The sequence below is a fragment of the Kitasatospora sp. NPDC018619 genome (genome assembly GCF_044391605.1).
In the GTDB taxonomy this organism is placed as follows: domain Bacteria; phylum Actinomycetota; class Actinomycetes; order Streptomycetales; family Streptomycetaceae; genus Kitasatospora.
The window spans coordinates 134,106-149,612 of record NZ_JBISAI010000016.1; the positions used below are offsets into that span (position 1 = coordinate 134,106).

The 15,507-nt window shown below is 74.7% G+C and carries 12 protein-coding genes; 4 read left to right on the forward strand and 8 right to left on the reverse strand.

What is annotated here, in order from left to right:
* Nucleotides 1-52 precede the first annotated feature (52 nt).
* Nucleotides 53-1,834, forward strand: a complete 1,782-nt coding sequence (locus ACH5AR_RS25000; RefSeq protein ID WP_396303727.1) for a phospholipid carrier-dependent glycosyltransferase — start codon at nucleotides 53-55, stop codon at nucleotides 1,832-1,834.
* A 189-nt stretch (nucleotides 1,835-2,023) separates the two neighbouring features.
* Entirely contained in the window at nucleotides 2,024-3,772 is a 1,749-nt protein-coding gene (locus tag ACH5AR_RS25005) for a penicillin-binding transpeptidase domain-containing protein (protein ID WP_396303728.1), read from the forward strand.
* A gap of 69 nt (nucleotides 3,773-3,841) precedes the next feature.
* On the opposite strand, the gene ACH5AR_RS25010 is transcribed toward ACH5AR_RS25005, so the two are convergent.
* The 6 genes from ACH5AR_RS25010 to ACH5AR_RS25035 form a co-directional block, all read right to left on the reverse strand.
* Entirely contained in the window at nucleotides 3,842-5,275 is a 1,434-nt protein-coding gene (locus tag ACH5AR_RS25010; RefSeq protein ID WP_396303729.1) for a glycosyltransferase 87 family protein, read from the reverse strand.
* Nucleotides 5,276-5,403: 128 nt separating this feature from the next.
* Entirely contained in the window at nucleotides 5,404-6,894 is a 1,491-nt protein-coding gene (locus tag ACH5AR_RS25015; RefSeq protein ID WP_396303730.1) for an amino acid permease, read from the reverse strand.
* Nucleotides 6,895-7,155: 261 nt separating this feature from the next.
* Nucleotides 7,156-7,560, reverse strand: coding sequence for a penicillin-binding transpeptidase domain-containing protein (locus ACH5AR_RS25020; RefSeq protein ID WP_396303731.1), 405 nt, complete (start codon nucleotides 7,558-7,560; stop codon nucleotides 7,156-7,158).
* Between the two features lie 180 nt (nucleotides 7,561-7,740).
* Nucleotides 7,741-8,241, reverse strand: coding sequence for a DUF1269 domain-containing protein (locus ACH5AR_RS25025; protein ID WP_396303732.1), 501 nt, complete (start codon nucleotides 8,239-8,241; stop codon nucleotides 7,741-7,743).
* A gap of 173 nt (nucleotides 8,242-8,414) precedes the next feature.
* The gene (locus tag ACH5AR_RS25030; RefSeq protein ID WP_396303733.1) at nucleotides 8,415-9,101 is read right to left on the reverse strand and encodes an ABC transporter; all 687 of its coding nucleotides are present in this window, start codon (nucleotides 9,099-9,101) and stop codon (nucleotides 8,415-8,417) included.
* A complete protein-coding gene (locus tag ACH5AR_RS25035; RefSeq protein WP_396303734.1) occupies nucleotides 9,098-9,949 on the reverse strand; it encodes an ATP-binding cassette domain-containing protein in 852 nt (283 codons plus the stop codon). The genes ACH5AR_RS25030 and ACH5AR_RS25035 overlap by 4 nt, the downstream gene beginning before the upstream one ends.
* 167 nt (nucleotides 9,950-10,116) lie before the next feature.
* On the opposite strand from ACH5AR_RS25035, the gene ACH5AR_RS25040 reads away from it, so the two are divergent.
* A complete protein-coding gene (locus ACH5AR_RS25040; protein WP_396303735.1) occupies nucleotides 10,117-11,445 on the forward strand; it encodes a VWA domain-containing protein in 1,329 nt (442 codons plus the stop codon).
* 2 nt (nucleotides 11,446-11,447) lie between these two features.
* On the forward strand, nucleotides 11,448-12,314 hold the full coding sequence (locus ACH5AR_RS25045; RefSeq protein WP_396303736.1) for a peptidase: 867 nt from the start codon (nucleotides 11,448-11,450) through the stop codon (nucleotides 12,312-12,314).
* Nucleotides 12,315-12,377: 63 nt separating this feature from the next.
* On the opposite strand, the gene ACH5AR_RS25050 is transcribed toward ACH5AR_RS25045, so the two are convergent.
* On the reverse strand, nucleotides 12,378-13,994 hold the full coding sequence (locus ACH5AR_RS25050; RefSeq protein ID WP_396303737.1) for a DUF2079 domain-containing protein: 1,617 nt from the start codon (nucleotides 13,992-13,994) through the stop codon (nucleotides 12,378-12,380).
* A 44-nt stretch (nucleotides 13,995-14,038) separates the two neighbouring features.
* Nucleotides 14,039-15,241, reverse strand: coding sequence for a glycosyltransferase 87 family protein (locus ACH5AR_RS25055; protein WP_396303738.1), 1,203 nt, complete (start codon nucleotides 15,239-15,241; stop codon nucleotides 14,039-14,041).
* Between the last annotated feature and the right edge of the window lie 266 nt (nucleotides 15,242-15,507).

Here is a 15,507-nt window from a genome sequence, read left to right on the forward strand (position 1 = left end):
AGCTTCCGAGGGAGCGGACACACGTGCGAAGAGCGCCCCTACGATGTGGCGGATGAACGGCGACACGGCGGCCCAGGCGCCCACTGGTACGGACCACTGCGCGTACGACGGCGCCGGCCTGCCGTCACCCCGCCCCCCGCAGACCGGGCCGGCCCGCTGGCGCGAGCGGCTCGCCCGGTCCGGCTACGCCGCCCGCCCGGCCGGGACGCTCACCGAGCGCCTGGCGCCGCCGATGCCGGACGGCCCCCGGGTGACGCCCCGGGACGTGCCGCAGTCGCCGCTGCTGCTGCGCGCGGGCCTCTCGCTGCCGCAGGGCCTGTGGGCCTTCCTCTGCCGCTGGGCCGGCTGGCTGGGCCCGCTCGCGGTGGCGGTCTTCGCCGGCCTGCTGCGGTTCACGAACCTCGGGCAGCCGCACGCGATCATCTTCGACGAGACGTACTACGCCAAGGACGCCTACGCGCTCTGGCACGGCGGCTACGAGACCAGCTGGCCGGAGGACGCCAACGCCACGATCATGACGCCGGGCGCGGCCGTCCCGTACCGGTCGACGCCCTCGTACGTGGTGCACCCGCCGGTCGGCAAGTGGATCATCGGCGCGGGCGAGCAGCTGTTCGGCATGAACCCCTTCGGCTGGCGGTTCGCGGTGGCCCTGCTCGGCACCCTGTCGGTGCTGATGATCGCCCGGATCGCCCGCCGGCTGTTCCGCTCCACCCTGCTGGGCTGCGTGGCGGGCCTGCTGCTGTCGGTGGACGGCCTGCACCTGGTGCTCAGCCGGGCCGCCCTGCTCGACCTGGTGGTGATGTTCTGGACGCTCGCCGCCTTCGGCTTCCTGCTGCTGGACCGCGACCGCACCCGGGCCCTGCTGGCGCGGAAGCTGGGCGGGGTGGAGAACGCCGCCCTCGCCCAGCGGCTGCACCTGGGGTGGCGCCCGTACCGGATCGCGGCCGGCGTCTGCGTCGGCCTGACCTGCGCCACCAAGTGGAGCGGCCTGTACGTGGCGGCGGCCTTCGGCCTGCTGACGGTGCTGTGGGACATCGGCGCGCGCCGCCTGGCCGGCGCCCCGCGCCCGTTCCTGGCGGTGCTCGCCCGGGACGTGCTGCCCGCCTTCGGGTCGGTCGTGGTGGTCTCCGCGGCGGTCTACGTCGCGTCCTGGTGGGGCTGGTTCGCCAGCAGCACCGCCCCCGGCCAGGGCGGCTGGGGCCGGGACTGGGCGGCCGGCCGCTCCACCGACTTCCCGTGGATACCCGAGGCCCTGCGCGCCCTGTGGCACTACCACTCGACGGTCTACGACTTCCACGTCGGCCTGAGCGACCCGCACACCTACCAGTCCAACCCGTGGTCCTGGCTGGTGCTGGGCCGGCCGGTGTCCTTCTTCTACGAGTCCCCCAAGTACGGCCAGTCCGGCTGCACCGCCGCCGACTGCGCCCGCGAGGTGCTGGGCATCGGCACCCCGCTGCTGTGGTGGACGGGCCTGGTGGCGCTGGCCTACTGCCTGTGGCGCTGGGCGGCCCGGCGGGACTGGCGGGCCGGCGCGCTGCTGTGCGGCCTGGCGGCCGGCTACCTGCCCTGGTTCGCCTACCAGCAGCGGACGATCTTCCTCTTCTACGCGGTGGTCTTCGTCCCGTTCCTGGTGCTCGCGGTGACGATGCTGGTCGGCGCCCTGATCGGACCGGCCGGCGCCTCCCGGGACCGCCGGATCATCGGCTCGGCGGGGGCCGGCCTGCTGATCCTGCTGATCCTCTGGAACTTCCTCTTCTTCTTCCCGCTGTTCACCGGGCAGACCATCCCGCTGGAGGACTGGCGCCGCCGGATGTGGTTCACCACCTGGATCTGAGCCGGAGCCCCCGGTGCGCACCGGGTTCCCGCGAATCGTCCGTATGCGGTGCACGGCACGTACCAGATCCGTCACAAGTACCGGGCGATTCGCCGGCGCACCGATCCGCCCTGCCTAGGGTAGGGGGGTACCGCGTTTCCGGCCCCGGCCGGTTGCGCCCGGCCGCGAGACCCCTGGGGGACCTGCACCATGCGCAGTGGCGCGAAGATCGGCATCATCACCGGCGTGTCCATCGCCGTCCTCGCGGGCGGCGGCTACGGCGTCTACAGCCTGGTGAACGAGTCGAACGGCGGCAACGGCGGCAAGAAGCCGCGCACCGTGGTCGCCGAGCCGCCGACCGCCGAGCAGGCGGCGGCCGGGCTGAAGGACTTCCTGACGGCCTGGGCGGCCGGCGACATCGCCAAGGCGGCCTCGCTGACCGACGACCCGGCCGCGGCCACCGCCGGCCTGACCGCCTTCCGGGACCAGGTCAAGCCGAGCGCGCTGACCCTCACCCCCTTCGGTCCGACCACCCAGCAGGTCTTCTCCGCCGCCACCGGCTCCCCCGCCCCGGCCGCCAAGCCGTCCGCCGGGGCCTCCGCGACGCCGGGCGCCGGGGACGCGCCGTCCCCCTCCGCCACGCCCGGGCCCACCGGCACGCTGATGTCCTACAAGGCGCGCGCCGAGTTCGCGGGCACCAGCCGGGCCTGGGACTACCAGGGCTTCCTGGGCGTCGTGAAGATGAGCGACAACACCCCCGCCGTGCACTGGGCGCCGTCGGTGATCCACCCCCACCTGTCCGGCAACGAGACCATCGCCGTCCAGCCGGTCTTCGCCCCGCCGTCCACCGTGGTGGACCGCAACGGCAAGCCGGTGAGCGCCGCCTCGCTGACCCCGACGCTGCTGACCACCCTCCAGGACAACGCCGCGAAGCTGCTGCCGCCGGACCCGGCCAAGGACCAGGACGCGGGCAGCGCGGTGGTGATCTCCGACCCGGCCGGCAAGGGCCCGGTGGACAAGCTGTTCACCATCGTCGAGCCGAAGCCCGGCAAGCCGTTCAAGCTGACGATCGACAACACCCTCCAGGCCGCCGCCGAGAAGGCGATGACCGACCTGGCCGGCAAGCCCGGCTCCGTCGTCGCGATCGAGCCGAGCACCGGTCAGGTGCTGGCCTTCGCCAACTCGCCGGCCACCGGCCAGAACCGGGCCTTCCTGGGGCTGCTCGCGCCGGGCTCCACGATGAAGATCGTCACCTCGGCGGCCCTGCTGGAGAACGGCGTCAACCCGGACACCGTGGTGGCCTGCCCGGAGAAGAGCGGCAACCCGCACGCGATCCCGAACTCGTTCCCGGGCGCCTACCCGAACAACACGCTCCAGCAGGACTTCATGATGTCCTGCAACACCGCCTTCATCAACCAGGGCCTGGCCAGCCTCAAGCCCGAGACGCTGTCCGGCACGGCCAAGGACGTGTTCGGCATCGGCATGGAGTGGAAGACCGGCCTGCCGAACACCGACGGCAAGGTGCCCGCGGCCCCGGGCAGCAAGGACGAGCAGGCCATGAACTACATCGGCCAGGGCAAGGTCCAGATGAACCCGCTGGCCATCGCCTCGGTCACCGCCACCGTCCAGAGCGGCGAGTTCAAGCAGCCGATCCTGGTCGCCGAGCTGCCGCAGCAGAAGGCCGCCCGCCCGCTCTCCCCGGACGTGGACGCCAAGCTGAAGGCGATGATGGCGGCCACCGCCACCGGCGGCACCGCCAAGGACGTGATGGCCGGCATCACCGACAACGCGGGCGCCAAGACCGGCTCCGCCGAGGTCGCCGGGGTCGACGTCACCAACAGCTGGTTCACCGCCTACCGCGGCAACCTCGCGGTGGCCGCCGAGGTGCAGGGCGGCGGCCACGGCGTGGACGCGGCCGGCCCGGCCGTCGCCTCCATCCTGAAGGCCGGCGGCCGGTAGTCCTGCGGGCCCGTCGGCCCGCCCGGCCCCTCCCGGGAGGGGCCGGGCGGGCCGCGCCGTTCCCGGCGCTCAGCGCCGCGGCAGGGCGGGCAGCGGCCGGCCGCGCACCCGGCCGGGCGGGACGGGGCGCCGGCTGCTCCAGCGCCGGGCCGCCAGCCGGGGCCAGATCATCAGCACCGCCGGCAGCGCCAGGTACCCGAACCGCCCGGCCGGGGCCAGCGTGAAGGCGATCGCGAGCCCGGCGGCCAGCAGGTCGGCGGCGGCGATGGCGGAGACCGGCGGCCGGGCCAGCAGCCAGATCGCCACCCCGACCAGGGCCACGGTCATCAGCGCCAGCGAGATCGCGTGCCCGGTCGGCCCGAAGCCGGCCAGCACCTTGCCGGGCAGCGGGCTGCCCGCCGGGGTGCGGATCGCCGTCATCCCGAGCGGGAAGCGCACCACCTGCTCGCGCAGCGCGTCCGGCTGGGTCAGCGCGGAGGGCAGGATCACCAGCGCGCTCACCCCGACGCCGATCAGCGCGGTGCGGGCCGCGGGGCGCCGGCCGTACAGCCGCCAGAGCAGCAGGACGGCCACCGGCAGCGCGGGCCAGGCCGTCCACTTGAGGGTGCAGGCGAGCGCCAGCACCAGCCCGGCGGCGACCGTGCGGTCCCGCTCGGCGAGCGCCATGGCCAGGCAGCACACGCCGATCAGCGGCAGGTCCACCCCGCCGACCGCCAGCGCGAGCGCGATCAGGGGCGAGGCGGTGAGGACGGCCAGCGGCAGCAGCGGCGCGCGCGGGTCGCCGCCGTCGGGGCGGGCGGGCCGCAGCAGCCGCCAGGCGGCCAGCAGGCAGACGAAGAAGGTCAGCGCGAACCAGATCCGGGCGTCCCCGGCGACCCTCGCGAAGGCGGTCGCGTCGCCGAACAGCTGGCGCGGCATCCCGAACAGCGACATCGCCGGCAGGTACGGGTTGTAGTCGGTGACCACCACCGGGTGCGGCAGGTACGCGGTGCCGGTGGTGAGCAGCAGGCGGGCCGAGCGTTCGACCACCATCACCTCGGACTGGTGGCGGCCGTGCAGGGCGAGCACGGCGAGCGGGACCAGGACGGCCCCGACGAGGGCCACCGAGGCGGCGGCCCGGGCCGCGAAGCGGCGCGGCAGGGTCAGGCAGAGCAGTCCGGCCAGGGCGTACGCGGGGGCCGCGATCAGGCCCCACAGCCGCTGGTTGTCCAGGTCGGAGACGAGCGGGAAGGCCGCCGCCCAGCCGGCCGCGACCAGGCAGCCGAGCAGCTGGACGGTCCGCATCGAGGCGAGCCGGGCGAGCCCGGCCGGGTTCAGCCGATCGGGCGTGGGCGGAAAGGTGCTCTCGCCACGCTGTCGGGGGAACGGCCGGGTGGAGAAGCCGCGCGGCGGACGTCCGGGGCCGGACGGCGCCTCGGGCGCGGAGGGGTGCGCCGGCGTTCTGCGGCGGCCGGTGAAGCGGCCGCGCGGGCGGAAGTGGCCGGGCGTGCGGGTGCTCACCATGGTGGAAGGTTATGGGGGGAGGCCGGGCCCTGTCGCCATGCAGTCGGACACCGGACGGGCGATGGCGCGAAAAGGGCCGCCGGACGCGTCGGCGGTCGGCGGCCCTTCACGCGGGGTTTGCCTGCGGGTCAGCGGGCGGTGCTGTCCGACGGCACGGACGGCTGCTCCGCCCGCTCCAGCCGGGAGTGCCGGATGCTGTAGCCGAAGTACACGACCACGGCGACGACGAGGGCGATCGCGCCGGCCCGGAAGGTGTCGGCGTGCAGGCCGGTGATCAGGTAGATGCAGAAGCCGACGCTGACCAGCGGGACGACCGGGTAGCCGGGGACCTTGAAGCCGCGCGGCAGGTCGGGCTGGGTGCGGCGCAGCACGATCACGCCGACGGAGACCACCGAGAAGGCGATCAGCGTCCCCAGGCTGGTGATGTCGGCGAGGACGTTCAGCGGGATGAAGGCGGCCAGCGCGCCCACGCCGAGGCCCACCACGACGGTGTTCCAGACCGGGGTGCCGCTGCGCGGGGACAGCTCGGCGAAGCGCTTGGGCAGCATGCCGTCGCGGCCCATCGAGTACAGGATGCGGGTCTGGCCGTAGATCACCACGAGGGTGATGCTGAAGATCGAGATGATCGCGCCGACCGCGAAGAGCATCGCGGGCCAGCTCTGGCCGGTGATGTCCTGGAGGATCTGGGCGAGCCCGGCCTCCTGGCCCTCGAACTTCTGCCACGGCTGGGCGCCGATGCCGGCCAGCGCGACCAGGATGTAGAGCAGGGTCACCACGACCAGCGAGATGATGATCGCCAGCGGCAGGGTGCGGCGCGGGTTCTTGACCTCCTCGCCGGCCGTGGACACGGCGTCCAGGCCGATGAAGGAGAAGAAGATGCTGGACGCGGCGACCTGCACGCCGCCGATGCCCAGCGGCATGAACGGGGTCAGGTTGCCGGAGTGGAAGCCGGTGAGCGCGACGCCGATGAACAGGATCAGGATGAGGATCTTGATCCCGACCATGACCGCGTTGACCTTCACCGACTCGCTGACGCCGCGGATCAGCAGGAAGCAGACCATGGCGACCAGCAGCAGCGCCGGCAGGTTGAACCAGTGGGTGGCGTCCGGCGCCCCGGCGAGCTGCTCGGGGATCGTCACCCCGAAGGCCAGGTCGAGGAACTTGTTCAGGTACTGGGCCCAGCTGACCGCGATCGCGGAGGCGGAGACGCCGTACTCCATCAGCAGGCAGATGCCGACGCCGAAGGCCACGCCCTCGCCGAGGGTGGCGTAGGCGTACGAGTACGAGGAGCCGGAGACCGGGATCGCGGAGGCCATCTCGGCGTAGCAGAGCGCGGTGAGCCCGGCGGTGACCGCGGCGATCACGAAGGACAGGATGACGGCCGGACCGGCCGAGGGCACCGCGCTGTTGAGCACGAAGAAGATGCCGGTGCCGATGGTGGCGCCGATGCCGATCGAGGACAGCTGCCACAGGCCGATCGAGCGGCGCAGGTGGATGCCGGAGCGCCCGCCCTCCTCGGGGGCACCGGCCGGGAGGGCGTCCTTGCCTTCGGTCTCGGCGATCAGTGTCGAGACGGGCTTGCGTCGCAGCAGACGCGCACCAAGGGTGTTGCTGGCCAAAACTGCGGTCCTTCGGAGCGGGGGGAGGGTTGTCCTGGCAGTCGGTCACCCGAGCTTCCAGGGGGTGTCATCGGGGACCAACCGAACAAACATGGGACAGTACCCCGCGAAAGCACCAGTGTCGCAAACGAACAGTCCCAACCGGCGCATTGTCCAGATTGGCATATATCGATGCACAAACCGGACACTTCGTAGACGGCACATCCGCCGTCCGGGCGCCAGAACGGCAGCTCGGCGCCCCTGCGCCGGCCGCCCGGCCGGTCATCCGCCGAGCACCGCCCGCATCACCGAGCGGGCGATCGGCGCCGCCGGCCCGCTCCCCGTGACGTCCGCCGCGTCACTGTCCGCGACCACCACGGCCACCGCCACCGGCGGCACCGCCTGCGAGCCGACCGGCACGGCCCAGCCGATGAACCAGGCGTACGGCGTCCCGCCGGTGCCCGCCCCGAGCTGGGCCGTCCCGGTCTTGCCGCCCACCACCGCCCCGGGGATCCGGGCGTCGCCGCCGGGGCCGTTCTCCACCACGTCGATCATCAGCCCGCGCACCCGCGCGAATCGGCAGCAGCAGCGGGTCCGCGTACCGGGCCCGCCACCGGACCACGGCGTGCGCCGCCAAGGCGAGGACGCCGAGCGCGGCGCCGTACCGGGCCGCGTCCGCCGGGACATGGCCGTCCAGGTTGACGCCGACCTCGACGTAGCCGAACACGGCGGCCAGGACGGCGCCGACCACCAGGACGAGCTCGGTGGTGCGCCTGGTCGGCACCGGCCGGCTCGACCCGGCGGGCCCCGGCACGTCGGAGGGTGTCGCCACGGGCCGTCCTGGAAGTCGCGGTCGAGCGGGGAGGGTCAGACGGCGGCGGCCCGGGAGGCCTCGACGGTCGCCTTCAGCTCGGCCTCGGCGGCGGCCGAGAGCGAGGTCTGGATGATCTGGCCGCCGTAGCGGGCCAGCGCCGGGACGACCTTGTCCGCGGTGGCCTTGCGCACCAGCAGGAAGACGGCGGCGCTGCCGGGCCGGAGGTGCTCGCCGACCTGGCGCATGAAGTCGTCGTCCACCCCGATGTCGGTGGCGGAGCCGACCGCCGCCCCCGCCGCGCCGCCGACCGCGGCGCCCACCAGGGGCATGAAGAACAGCAGGCCGATGACCCCGCCCCAGAGCGCGCCGCTCGCGGCGCCCGCCCCGGTCGTGCTGACCTGCTGGTGCAGCTTGATCCTGCCGTCCTCGCGGCGCTCGACGACGACCGCGTCCTCCAGCTCGATCAGCCTCTGCTTCTGGAGTCCTATCGCCTCGGCGCGCACCGCCTGGGCGGTGGCGAGGTCCGGGTAGGCGATCGCGAAGAGGTTGCTCACTGCGGGGTCCTTCCAGGGTGTCGGACAGGCCGGCCGGGGCGGGCGCCGGTGCGGCCCCCGTGTCCCGATTCGTCACCCTAACGAGGGTTGTCCGTATGGACGGCTCTTCGCCGCGGTGTGTCCGCCATTGCCGGAGCCGCCCCGCCCGCCGGCGCCGCCCACCCGTCCGGCCGTCACTGCGCCCGCCGCCCCGCCAGCGCCGCCACCCCCGCCCCGACCACCGCCAGCAGCACGGCGGCGGCCGCCAGGCTCGCCCACGGCACCGCGACCCGCCCGGTCCGGGCCGCCGAGACCAGCCCGCGCACCGCCGCGTTGGCCGGCGAGACCGGCACCGCCAGCAGCAGTACGGCCAGCACCAGTGCCGCCGGGACGCCGTACTGGGCGCGGACCAGCAGCGGACGGTTCGCCACCGCCCCGGCCAGCACCCCCAGCAGCGCACAGGCCACCGACGCCGCCAGCCCGGCCAGCACCGCCGGGCCGGCCCCCGGATCCTGCCGCGCCCCCGCGTCCGCCACCGGTCCGCTGGTCCACCAGACCACCGCCACCTGGGCGACCGCCAGCACCAGCGAGACCGTCAGCGCCGCCAGCAGCGCCCCCAGGTGCACCCGCACCGGGCCCACCGCCGCCACCAGGCAGGCCCGCGAGGCCGGCGGCTCCGCACCCAGCACGGCGCGCACGTACCAGGCGCTCACCGGCAGCAGCGCCCCGGCGCCGAAGCCGAGGCTCCCCAGCAGCGGATCACCCGCCGACACCCCGACCACCAGCACCAGCGCGTACGCCAGGAACGGCGGCAGCCAGGCGGGCGAGCGCAGCAGCAGCTCCAGGTGGTACCGGGCCGTCGCCCCGAGCCGCGCCGTCACCGCCGCCCCTCCCCGCGCCGCCGCACCGCCAGCACCCGCACGGCCGGGCGGCCCAGCAGCAGCCGGCGCAGCAGCGCGTCCGAGTGCGCGGCCGGCACCGCCAGCCGCACCGCCGTCCCCTCCAGCGCGGTGACCTCCGGCGCCCCCGGCAGCGCGGCGGGCAGCGGCGCGCCGTCCGGTACGTCCACCTCGACCTCCATCACCTGGCCCTGCCCCGGCGGCTCCTGCGCCCCGTCCTCGACCGGCCGCACCGCCCCGTCCGCGCCGACCAGGTACGCGGCCGTCGTCAGCCCGGCCAGCCGGGCCGGGTCGTGGTCCACGAACAGCACCGTGCCGCCCGCCGCCGCCCGCTCGGCGGCGGCCTCGTCCAGCACCGCCCGGGCCTGCGGGTCCAGCCCGGTCCACGCCTCGTCCAGCACCAGCACCCGGGCCTCGGGCAGCAGCGCCTGGGCGACCGCGACCTTCTGGCAGGTGCCCTTGGACAGCCGGCTCAGCGGCGTGCCCGCCCGGTCCGCGACACCGAACCGCTCCAGCCACTCCCCCGCCCGCCGCCGCGCCCGCTCCGCCGACAGCCCGTGCACCCGGCCGACCCGCAGCAGGTAGGAGGCGGCGTCGAAGGGCAGTGCCGGCGGGAAGCGCTCGGGCACGTACGCCACCGGGCCGGGCCGCGCCACCCGCCCCGTGGTCGGCCGCTCGATCCCGGCGGCCAGCCGCAGCAGCGTCGACTTGCCGCTCCCGTTCCCTCCGGTGATCCGCACCAACCCGCCCGGCCCCAGCGCCAGGTCGACCCCGCGCAGGACCCACCGCTCCCGCCGCCCGTACCGCTTGCCGACCGCCGTCAGCTCCATCCCGCCCGGCTCCCCTCCGTCGTGGACGGAAGGCTACCCGGAGCGCGTAAGGCCGCCGTCAGGGCCCGGACTCCCCGACCGCGCGCCGGAGTTCGCGCCGGAGCTGGTCGAGGCACGATCCGGACTCGTTTCGCCACGGCGAACTGATGATCCCTAGGATCGGCCGGGTGACTACCGGACGACGACCACAGACCAGGCTCGGCAGCCTGCTGGCGGCAGTGGCGATAACGGGCGCCTCGCTGCTCCTCGGCCTGCCCGCCCACGCCGACGAACCATCAGCCGGGGCCGCTCCCGCGACCAGGGAGGCCCCCCGGGTCGACCTGGTCCTGGACGTCAGCGGCTCCATGCGGGAAGCCGACATCCAGGGCAAGAGCCGCATCGCGGTGGCCCAGCAGTCGCTGAACGAGGTGATCGACGCCCTGCCCGCGGAGACCGAGTTCGGCATCCGCACCCTGGGCGCGACCTACCCCGGCAACGACAAGGCCCAGGGCTGCCAGGACACGAAGCAGCTCTACCCGGTCGGCAAGACCAACAAGGTCGAGGCCAAGACCGCCGTCGCCACCCTGCGGCCCACCGGGTTCACCCCGATCGGGCTGGCCCTGCGCGGCGCCGCCCAGGACCTCGGCAAGGGCGAGACCACCCGCCGCGTGGTGCTCATCACCGACGGCGAGGACACCTGCACCCCGCCCGACCCCTGCGACGTCGCCCGCGAGCTCGCCTCCCAGGGCATCCACCTGGTCGTCGACACCCTGGGCCTGGCCCACGACGACAAGACCCGCCAGCAGCTGCTCTGCATCGCCAACGCGACCGGCGGCACCTACACCGACGTCCGCACCCAGGAGCAGCTCACCGACAAGGTGAAGCAGCTGGTCGACCGCTCCAACGACACCTACACGGTGACCCCGGTCAAGACCACCGGCACCGACCGGTGCGAGAACGCCCCGGTGCTCGCCCCGGGCGTCTACACCGACCGCGAGAAGTTCTCCGAGCACCGCGTCTACAAGGTCCCGGTCAAGTCCGGCCAGGAGCTGCGCGCCTCGGTCAGCGTCGCCCTGGACCGCCCGGTGGCCCGGGACTACGGGGTGCTGCTCCAGGCCACCAGCGCGACCGGCCAGGAGCTGGTCCGCGGCACCGACGCCGGCAGCAGCCGCACCGACGTGGTCTCCACCGGCCTGCGCTGGTCCACCGACGACTCCGAGGGCTACGTGACCGCGAGCCCCACCGCCGCCAAGGGCGCCAAGGAGAAGCCCGAGACCACCGTCTGCCTGGTCGTCAGCAACTCCCTGGCCCCGCAGGCCGGCGTCCAGGCCGACCCCGGCATGCCGCTGGAGCTGACCGTCGACCTGGCCTCCGCCTCGCCCGCCCCGGAGGGCGCCGCGATGGGCCTGGGCCGCGGCTGGATCCTGCTGCTCACCCTCACCCTGGCCGGTCTTGCCTTCGGGCTGGTCTCCGGCTGGATCGCGCGCTGGCGGATCGCCGTCTGGCGGGAGAACTGACCATGCGTACGACGATCCGCGGCGCCCTCGCCGCCCTCGCCCTGCTGCCCGCCCTGGCGCTGGGCACCCCGGCCGCCTCGGCCGCCTCGCCGTCCCCCTCGGCCGGCGCCCACGGCACCCCGGCCCCGGCCACCAAGGCCGGCACCTCCTTCCTGACCGCGGTCAACCTCTCCCCCGGCCAGGACGCCGACGTCTCCGTCTCCACCGGCGACTACCTCTACTGGGCGTTCGGCGCCTCCGAGGGCCAGACCCCGACGGTCGGCGTGAACGTCACCCTGGCCCCCACGGCCGACCGGCACGGTCCGCAGACCTGGTCCGTCGAGGTCTTCGACGGGCTGCGCCGCCGCCAGGCGTGCACGGCCGGCACCCAGAACGCCACCGCCGAGCAGGGCGCCGCCACCCTGGCGCTGGACTGCACCCTGCGCGAGGTCCGCACCTGGGCCGAGCCGTGGTCCGGCGACCCGCTGCCCGGCACGTACTACGTGCGGCTGTCGGTCAGCGACGTCCCGCAGCCCGACCTCGGCCTGGCCTCCTCCGTCCGGCTGCACGTCGCCGCCAAGGGCGACGCCGACAACGCCCAGCCGGAGGGCGGCGAGCTGAAGGCCCCGCTGGTCCCGCCGGCCGGCGGCGGGGCCAGTACCGCCAAGGCGGCCGCCCCGGTGGCCCAGGAGGAGCACTGGTACACCGGCTGGTTCTCCGGCTGGAACAGCCGCTGGTACTGGACGATCGGCGGCGGCTTCCTGGCCGCGCTGGCCGGCATCCTCGGCTACCGGCTGACCCGCCACCCGCGCGGCCACCGGCCGGGCCGCTACGGCGCCGTACCGCCCCAGGGCGCCCACCAGAGCGGCAGCTACGCGGACCGCCCCTGACCGCCCCGGAGGGCCGGCCGGACGCCTCGTCCCGGCCGGCCCTCCGGCGCGTCGGGGCCCGGCTCAGCCGCGGAACAGGTTGTGGCCCACGTCGCTCGGGACCTCGTCCTGGACGGGCTTGCTGCCCGGCCCCGGCACGTGCTCGCCCGGGACGGGCTCGGTGCCCTCCCGGTGCAGCAGCACGACCCCGTCCTCGGCCCACAGCTGCCGGTAGCCGTGCGCCAGCAGCAGCCGGATCCGCTCGGCCTGCTCCCGGTCCGTCCTGAACGGGAAGGACCGCTTGTCGCCCCGGACGAGCACGTACTCGCGCCCGCGCGGCGTGCCGTCGACCAGCACCACGTCCGCGCGGGCGGTCAGCCGCGGCGCGATCTGGTTGTCCGCCTCGACGGACGCCCCGTCCGGGACCAGCGCGGCCGCCCGCACCAGCGCCGCCTCGCTCGGCTTGGGCGCCCAGGAGGACGGCAGCACCAGCGGCACCAGCCCGATCGGCACCGCCGCCACCAGCGCGATGCCCGCCGCGCCGAGGCCCAGCCGTCGCGCCCGGCGCACGGCGCACTCCGGCCGTCCGGTGGCGCTCAGCCGCCCCAGCACCTCGACGGCGGCGGTGAGCAGGACCGGCCACAGCAGCGAGTCGTAGTGCCGGGCGATCGACCAGTGGTTGGGGTTGCTGGACAGGATCCGCTCGGCCAGCAGCGGCAGCGCGCACAGCACGGTGGCCGAGCGCAGCGGCAGCAGCAGCGTGGTGCCGAACAGCCAGAGCAGCAGCAGCGGCTTGAGCGGCTGGTCGAAGGCGGCCTGCACCAGCAGGAACGGGTCGTGCAGCAGGTTGCGCAGCGCGTCGCCGCCGTCCGCGCCCAGCGAGCCGTAGTTCCAGTAGTAGCCCGGCTCGCCGCCCATCGCGGGGATCAGCCACACGATGGCGGCCGCCGAGGCGGCGGGCCCGCCCAGCAGCAGCCCCAGGCCGGTGCGGCGGCCCGCCCGGTCCCCGGTGCAGCGGGTGCGCAGCAGCAGCACCAGGCCGTACGCCCCGACCATCAGGCCGAGGTCCTCCTTGGTGCAGCACAGCAGCACGGCGGCGAGCAGCACCGTGCCGTACCGGCGGGCCAGCCCTCGCTCCAGCATCAGCAGGGTGAGCGGGACGGCGAACGCCACCTCGTGGAAGCCCACCCGGGCGGCGACCAGCAGCGGCCAGCCGAGCGCGTACACCAGCCCGGCCAGGTCGGCGGCCCGACGGGCGGTGCGCGGCTCGGCGCCGGCGAAGGCGTGCCCGGCGATCCGCCGGACCAGCGGCACCCCGGCCGCGAACAGCAGCGACTGCCCGATGATCAGCGAGCGCGGGTCGTCCCAGATCCAGTAGAGCGGCGCGAGCAGCGCCAGCACCGGCGAGAAGTGGTCGCCGAGCAGTGAGAAGCCGGGCGGGAACTCGTGGTGGAAGCTCTTCAGCGTCGAGACGGGCAGCCCGAAGTGGGCGTAGCCGCGCACGCCCTGGTCGAAGATGCCGAGGTCGAAGCCGCCGAGCGAGACGGACGTCCAGCCCTGGAGGCCGATCGCGCAGGTCACCGCGAAGCAGAGGAGGGCCGACAGCGCGGTGCGCCGGGCCGGCCCGAGCAGGGCGGCGGCGGCCAGCCGGCGGGCGGCGGGTACGGCGGCCGGCCGCGGGGGTGCGGTCTGGGTGGTCACGTCAGGTCTGGTCCGTCCGGTCTGGGTCCGTGGGTCCGGGGCCGTCAGGTCCGGCGGGTCAGCGCGGGGTCGCGGTCCAGCCGGGCGGTCAGCAGGCTCAGCGCCCCACCGCCGGCCGCCGCCACCGCCTGTTGCCGGGCGCGGTACAGCCGCACGCCCAGGGCGGCCAGGACGGCGATCGCGATCGGCGGGTAGATCGCCCCGGGCAGCTGCCAGTACCAGGCGACCCCGCGCCCCCACCGGTGCGGCACCAGCCACATCACGTGCGAGAGGAAGACGACCAGGGCCGCGCCGAACAGCACCTGCCGGGCCCTGGTCCGGGCCTCCACGGCCAGCAGGGCGAGCAGCGGGACGCACCAGACCCAGTGGTGGGTCCAGCTGATCGGCGAGACCAGCAGCGCGGTGAGCGCGGCGCAGACCGCGCCCCAGGCGTCGGCCCGGCGCAGCACCCGCGCCGAGCGGCCGGCCAGCACCGCCACCCCGAGCCCGCCCACCGCGACCACCGCCGAGGCGACGAGCCCGACCAGGCCCGGGTCGTTGACGTCGAGCAGCCGGCAGACGGCGCCGCGCAGCGACTGGTTGTCCACCAGGACGGTCACGCCGACCCGGCTCGGGTCCCAGAGGTAGGTGGTCCAGAACCCGTACGAGGCGTCGGGCAGGGCGGCCCAGCCGATCAGGCCCGCCGCCAGGAAGGTGCCGGCCGAGACGAGGGCGGCCCGGACCCGCCCGGTCAGGAGCAGGTAGACGGCGAACAGCCCCGGGGTGATCTTGATGGCGGTGGCCAGGCCGATGCCCACGCCCTTGAGGCGGTGGCCGTCCGGGCGGGTCAGGTCCCACAAGACCAGGCAGAGGATTCCGAGGTTGACCTGGCCGTACTGGAAGGTGGTGAAGACCGGCTCCAGCCAGACGCCCAGGCCGGTCGCCAGGACCACCACGGCCGCGCGGTGCTGCCTCGGCCAGCCGGCCAGCCTGAGCGACAGGTGCACGGCCGCGGCGAGCAGCGCGTAGTTGAGGAGCATCACCAGGACGCGCAGGGTGCTCACGTCGAACCAGGTGCTCGGTACGAAGAGCATCGCGGCGAACGGAGGGTAGGTGGCCGGCAGGTCCCAGCCGGGCAGCCGCATCGCGTAGAGGTCCTCGCCGTTCACGACGGCCTGGCCCTCCGCCCGGTAGACCAGCATGTCGACCATGGTGGCCCCGTGGGTGTGCCGGAACCAGGCGAACACCGCCAGTGACACCGCCGCCACGCAGGCCGCCGGGAGGGTCCAGGAATTCGGGCTTCCGGTTTCCTCCGCGCCGCCGGTCCGCTCCGGAGCGGACTGCCGCATCCACCGTTTCAGACCGAACTCGCGCACCGCGATGGCACCCCGTTGAGATAGACCAGATCGTTCTGTCGTCAGCGTCTGGGCCAACCCACCATAACCGACCCCCCTGAGCCCCAAACCGCGTCAGAAACGGCGCCGGAAGGGTGATGTGACCTCACTCACAACGGCCGTCGGATCGCCCGGACAGC

Excerpts from the sequence above, each read along its gene's own strand:
- ACH5AR_RS25000 (WP_396303727.1), top strand. The coding sequence starts at position 53 with ATGAACGGCGACACGGCGGCCCAGGCGCCCACTGGTACGGACCACTGC.
- ACH5AR_RS25005 (WP_396303728.1), top strand. The coding sequence starts at position 2,024 with ATGCGCAGTGGCGCGAAGATCGGCATCATCACCGGCGTGTCCATCGCC.
- ACH5AR_RS25010 (WP_396303729.1), bottom strand. The coding sequence starts at position 5,275 with ATGGTGAGCACCCGCACGCCCGGCCACTTCCGCCCGCGCGGCCGCTTC.
- ACH5AR_RS25020 (WP_396303731.1), bottom strand. The coding sequence starts at position 7,560 with ATGTCCCGGCGGACGCGGCCCGGTACGGCGCCGCGCTCGGCGTCCTCG.
- ACH5AR_RS25035 (WP_396303734.1), bottom strand. The coding sequence starts at position 9,949 with ATGGAGCTGACGGCGGTCGGCAAGCGGTACGGGCGGCGGGAGCGGTGG.
- ACH5AR_RS25045 (WP_396303736.1), top strand. The coding sequence starts at position 11,448 with ATGCGTACGACGATCCGCGGCGCCCTCGCCGCCCTCGCCCTGCTGCCC.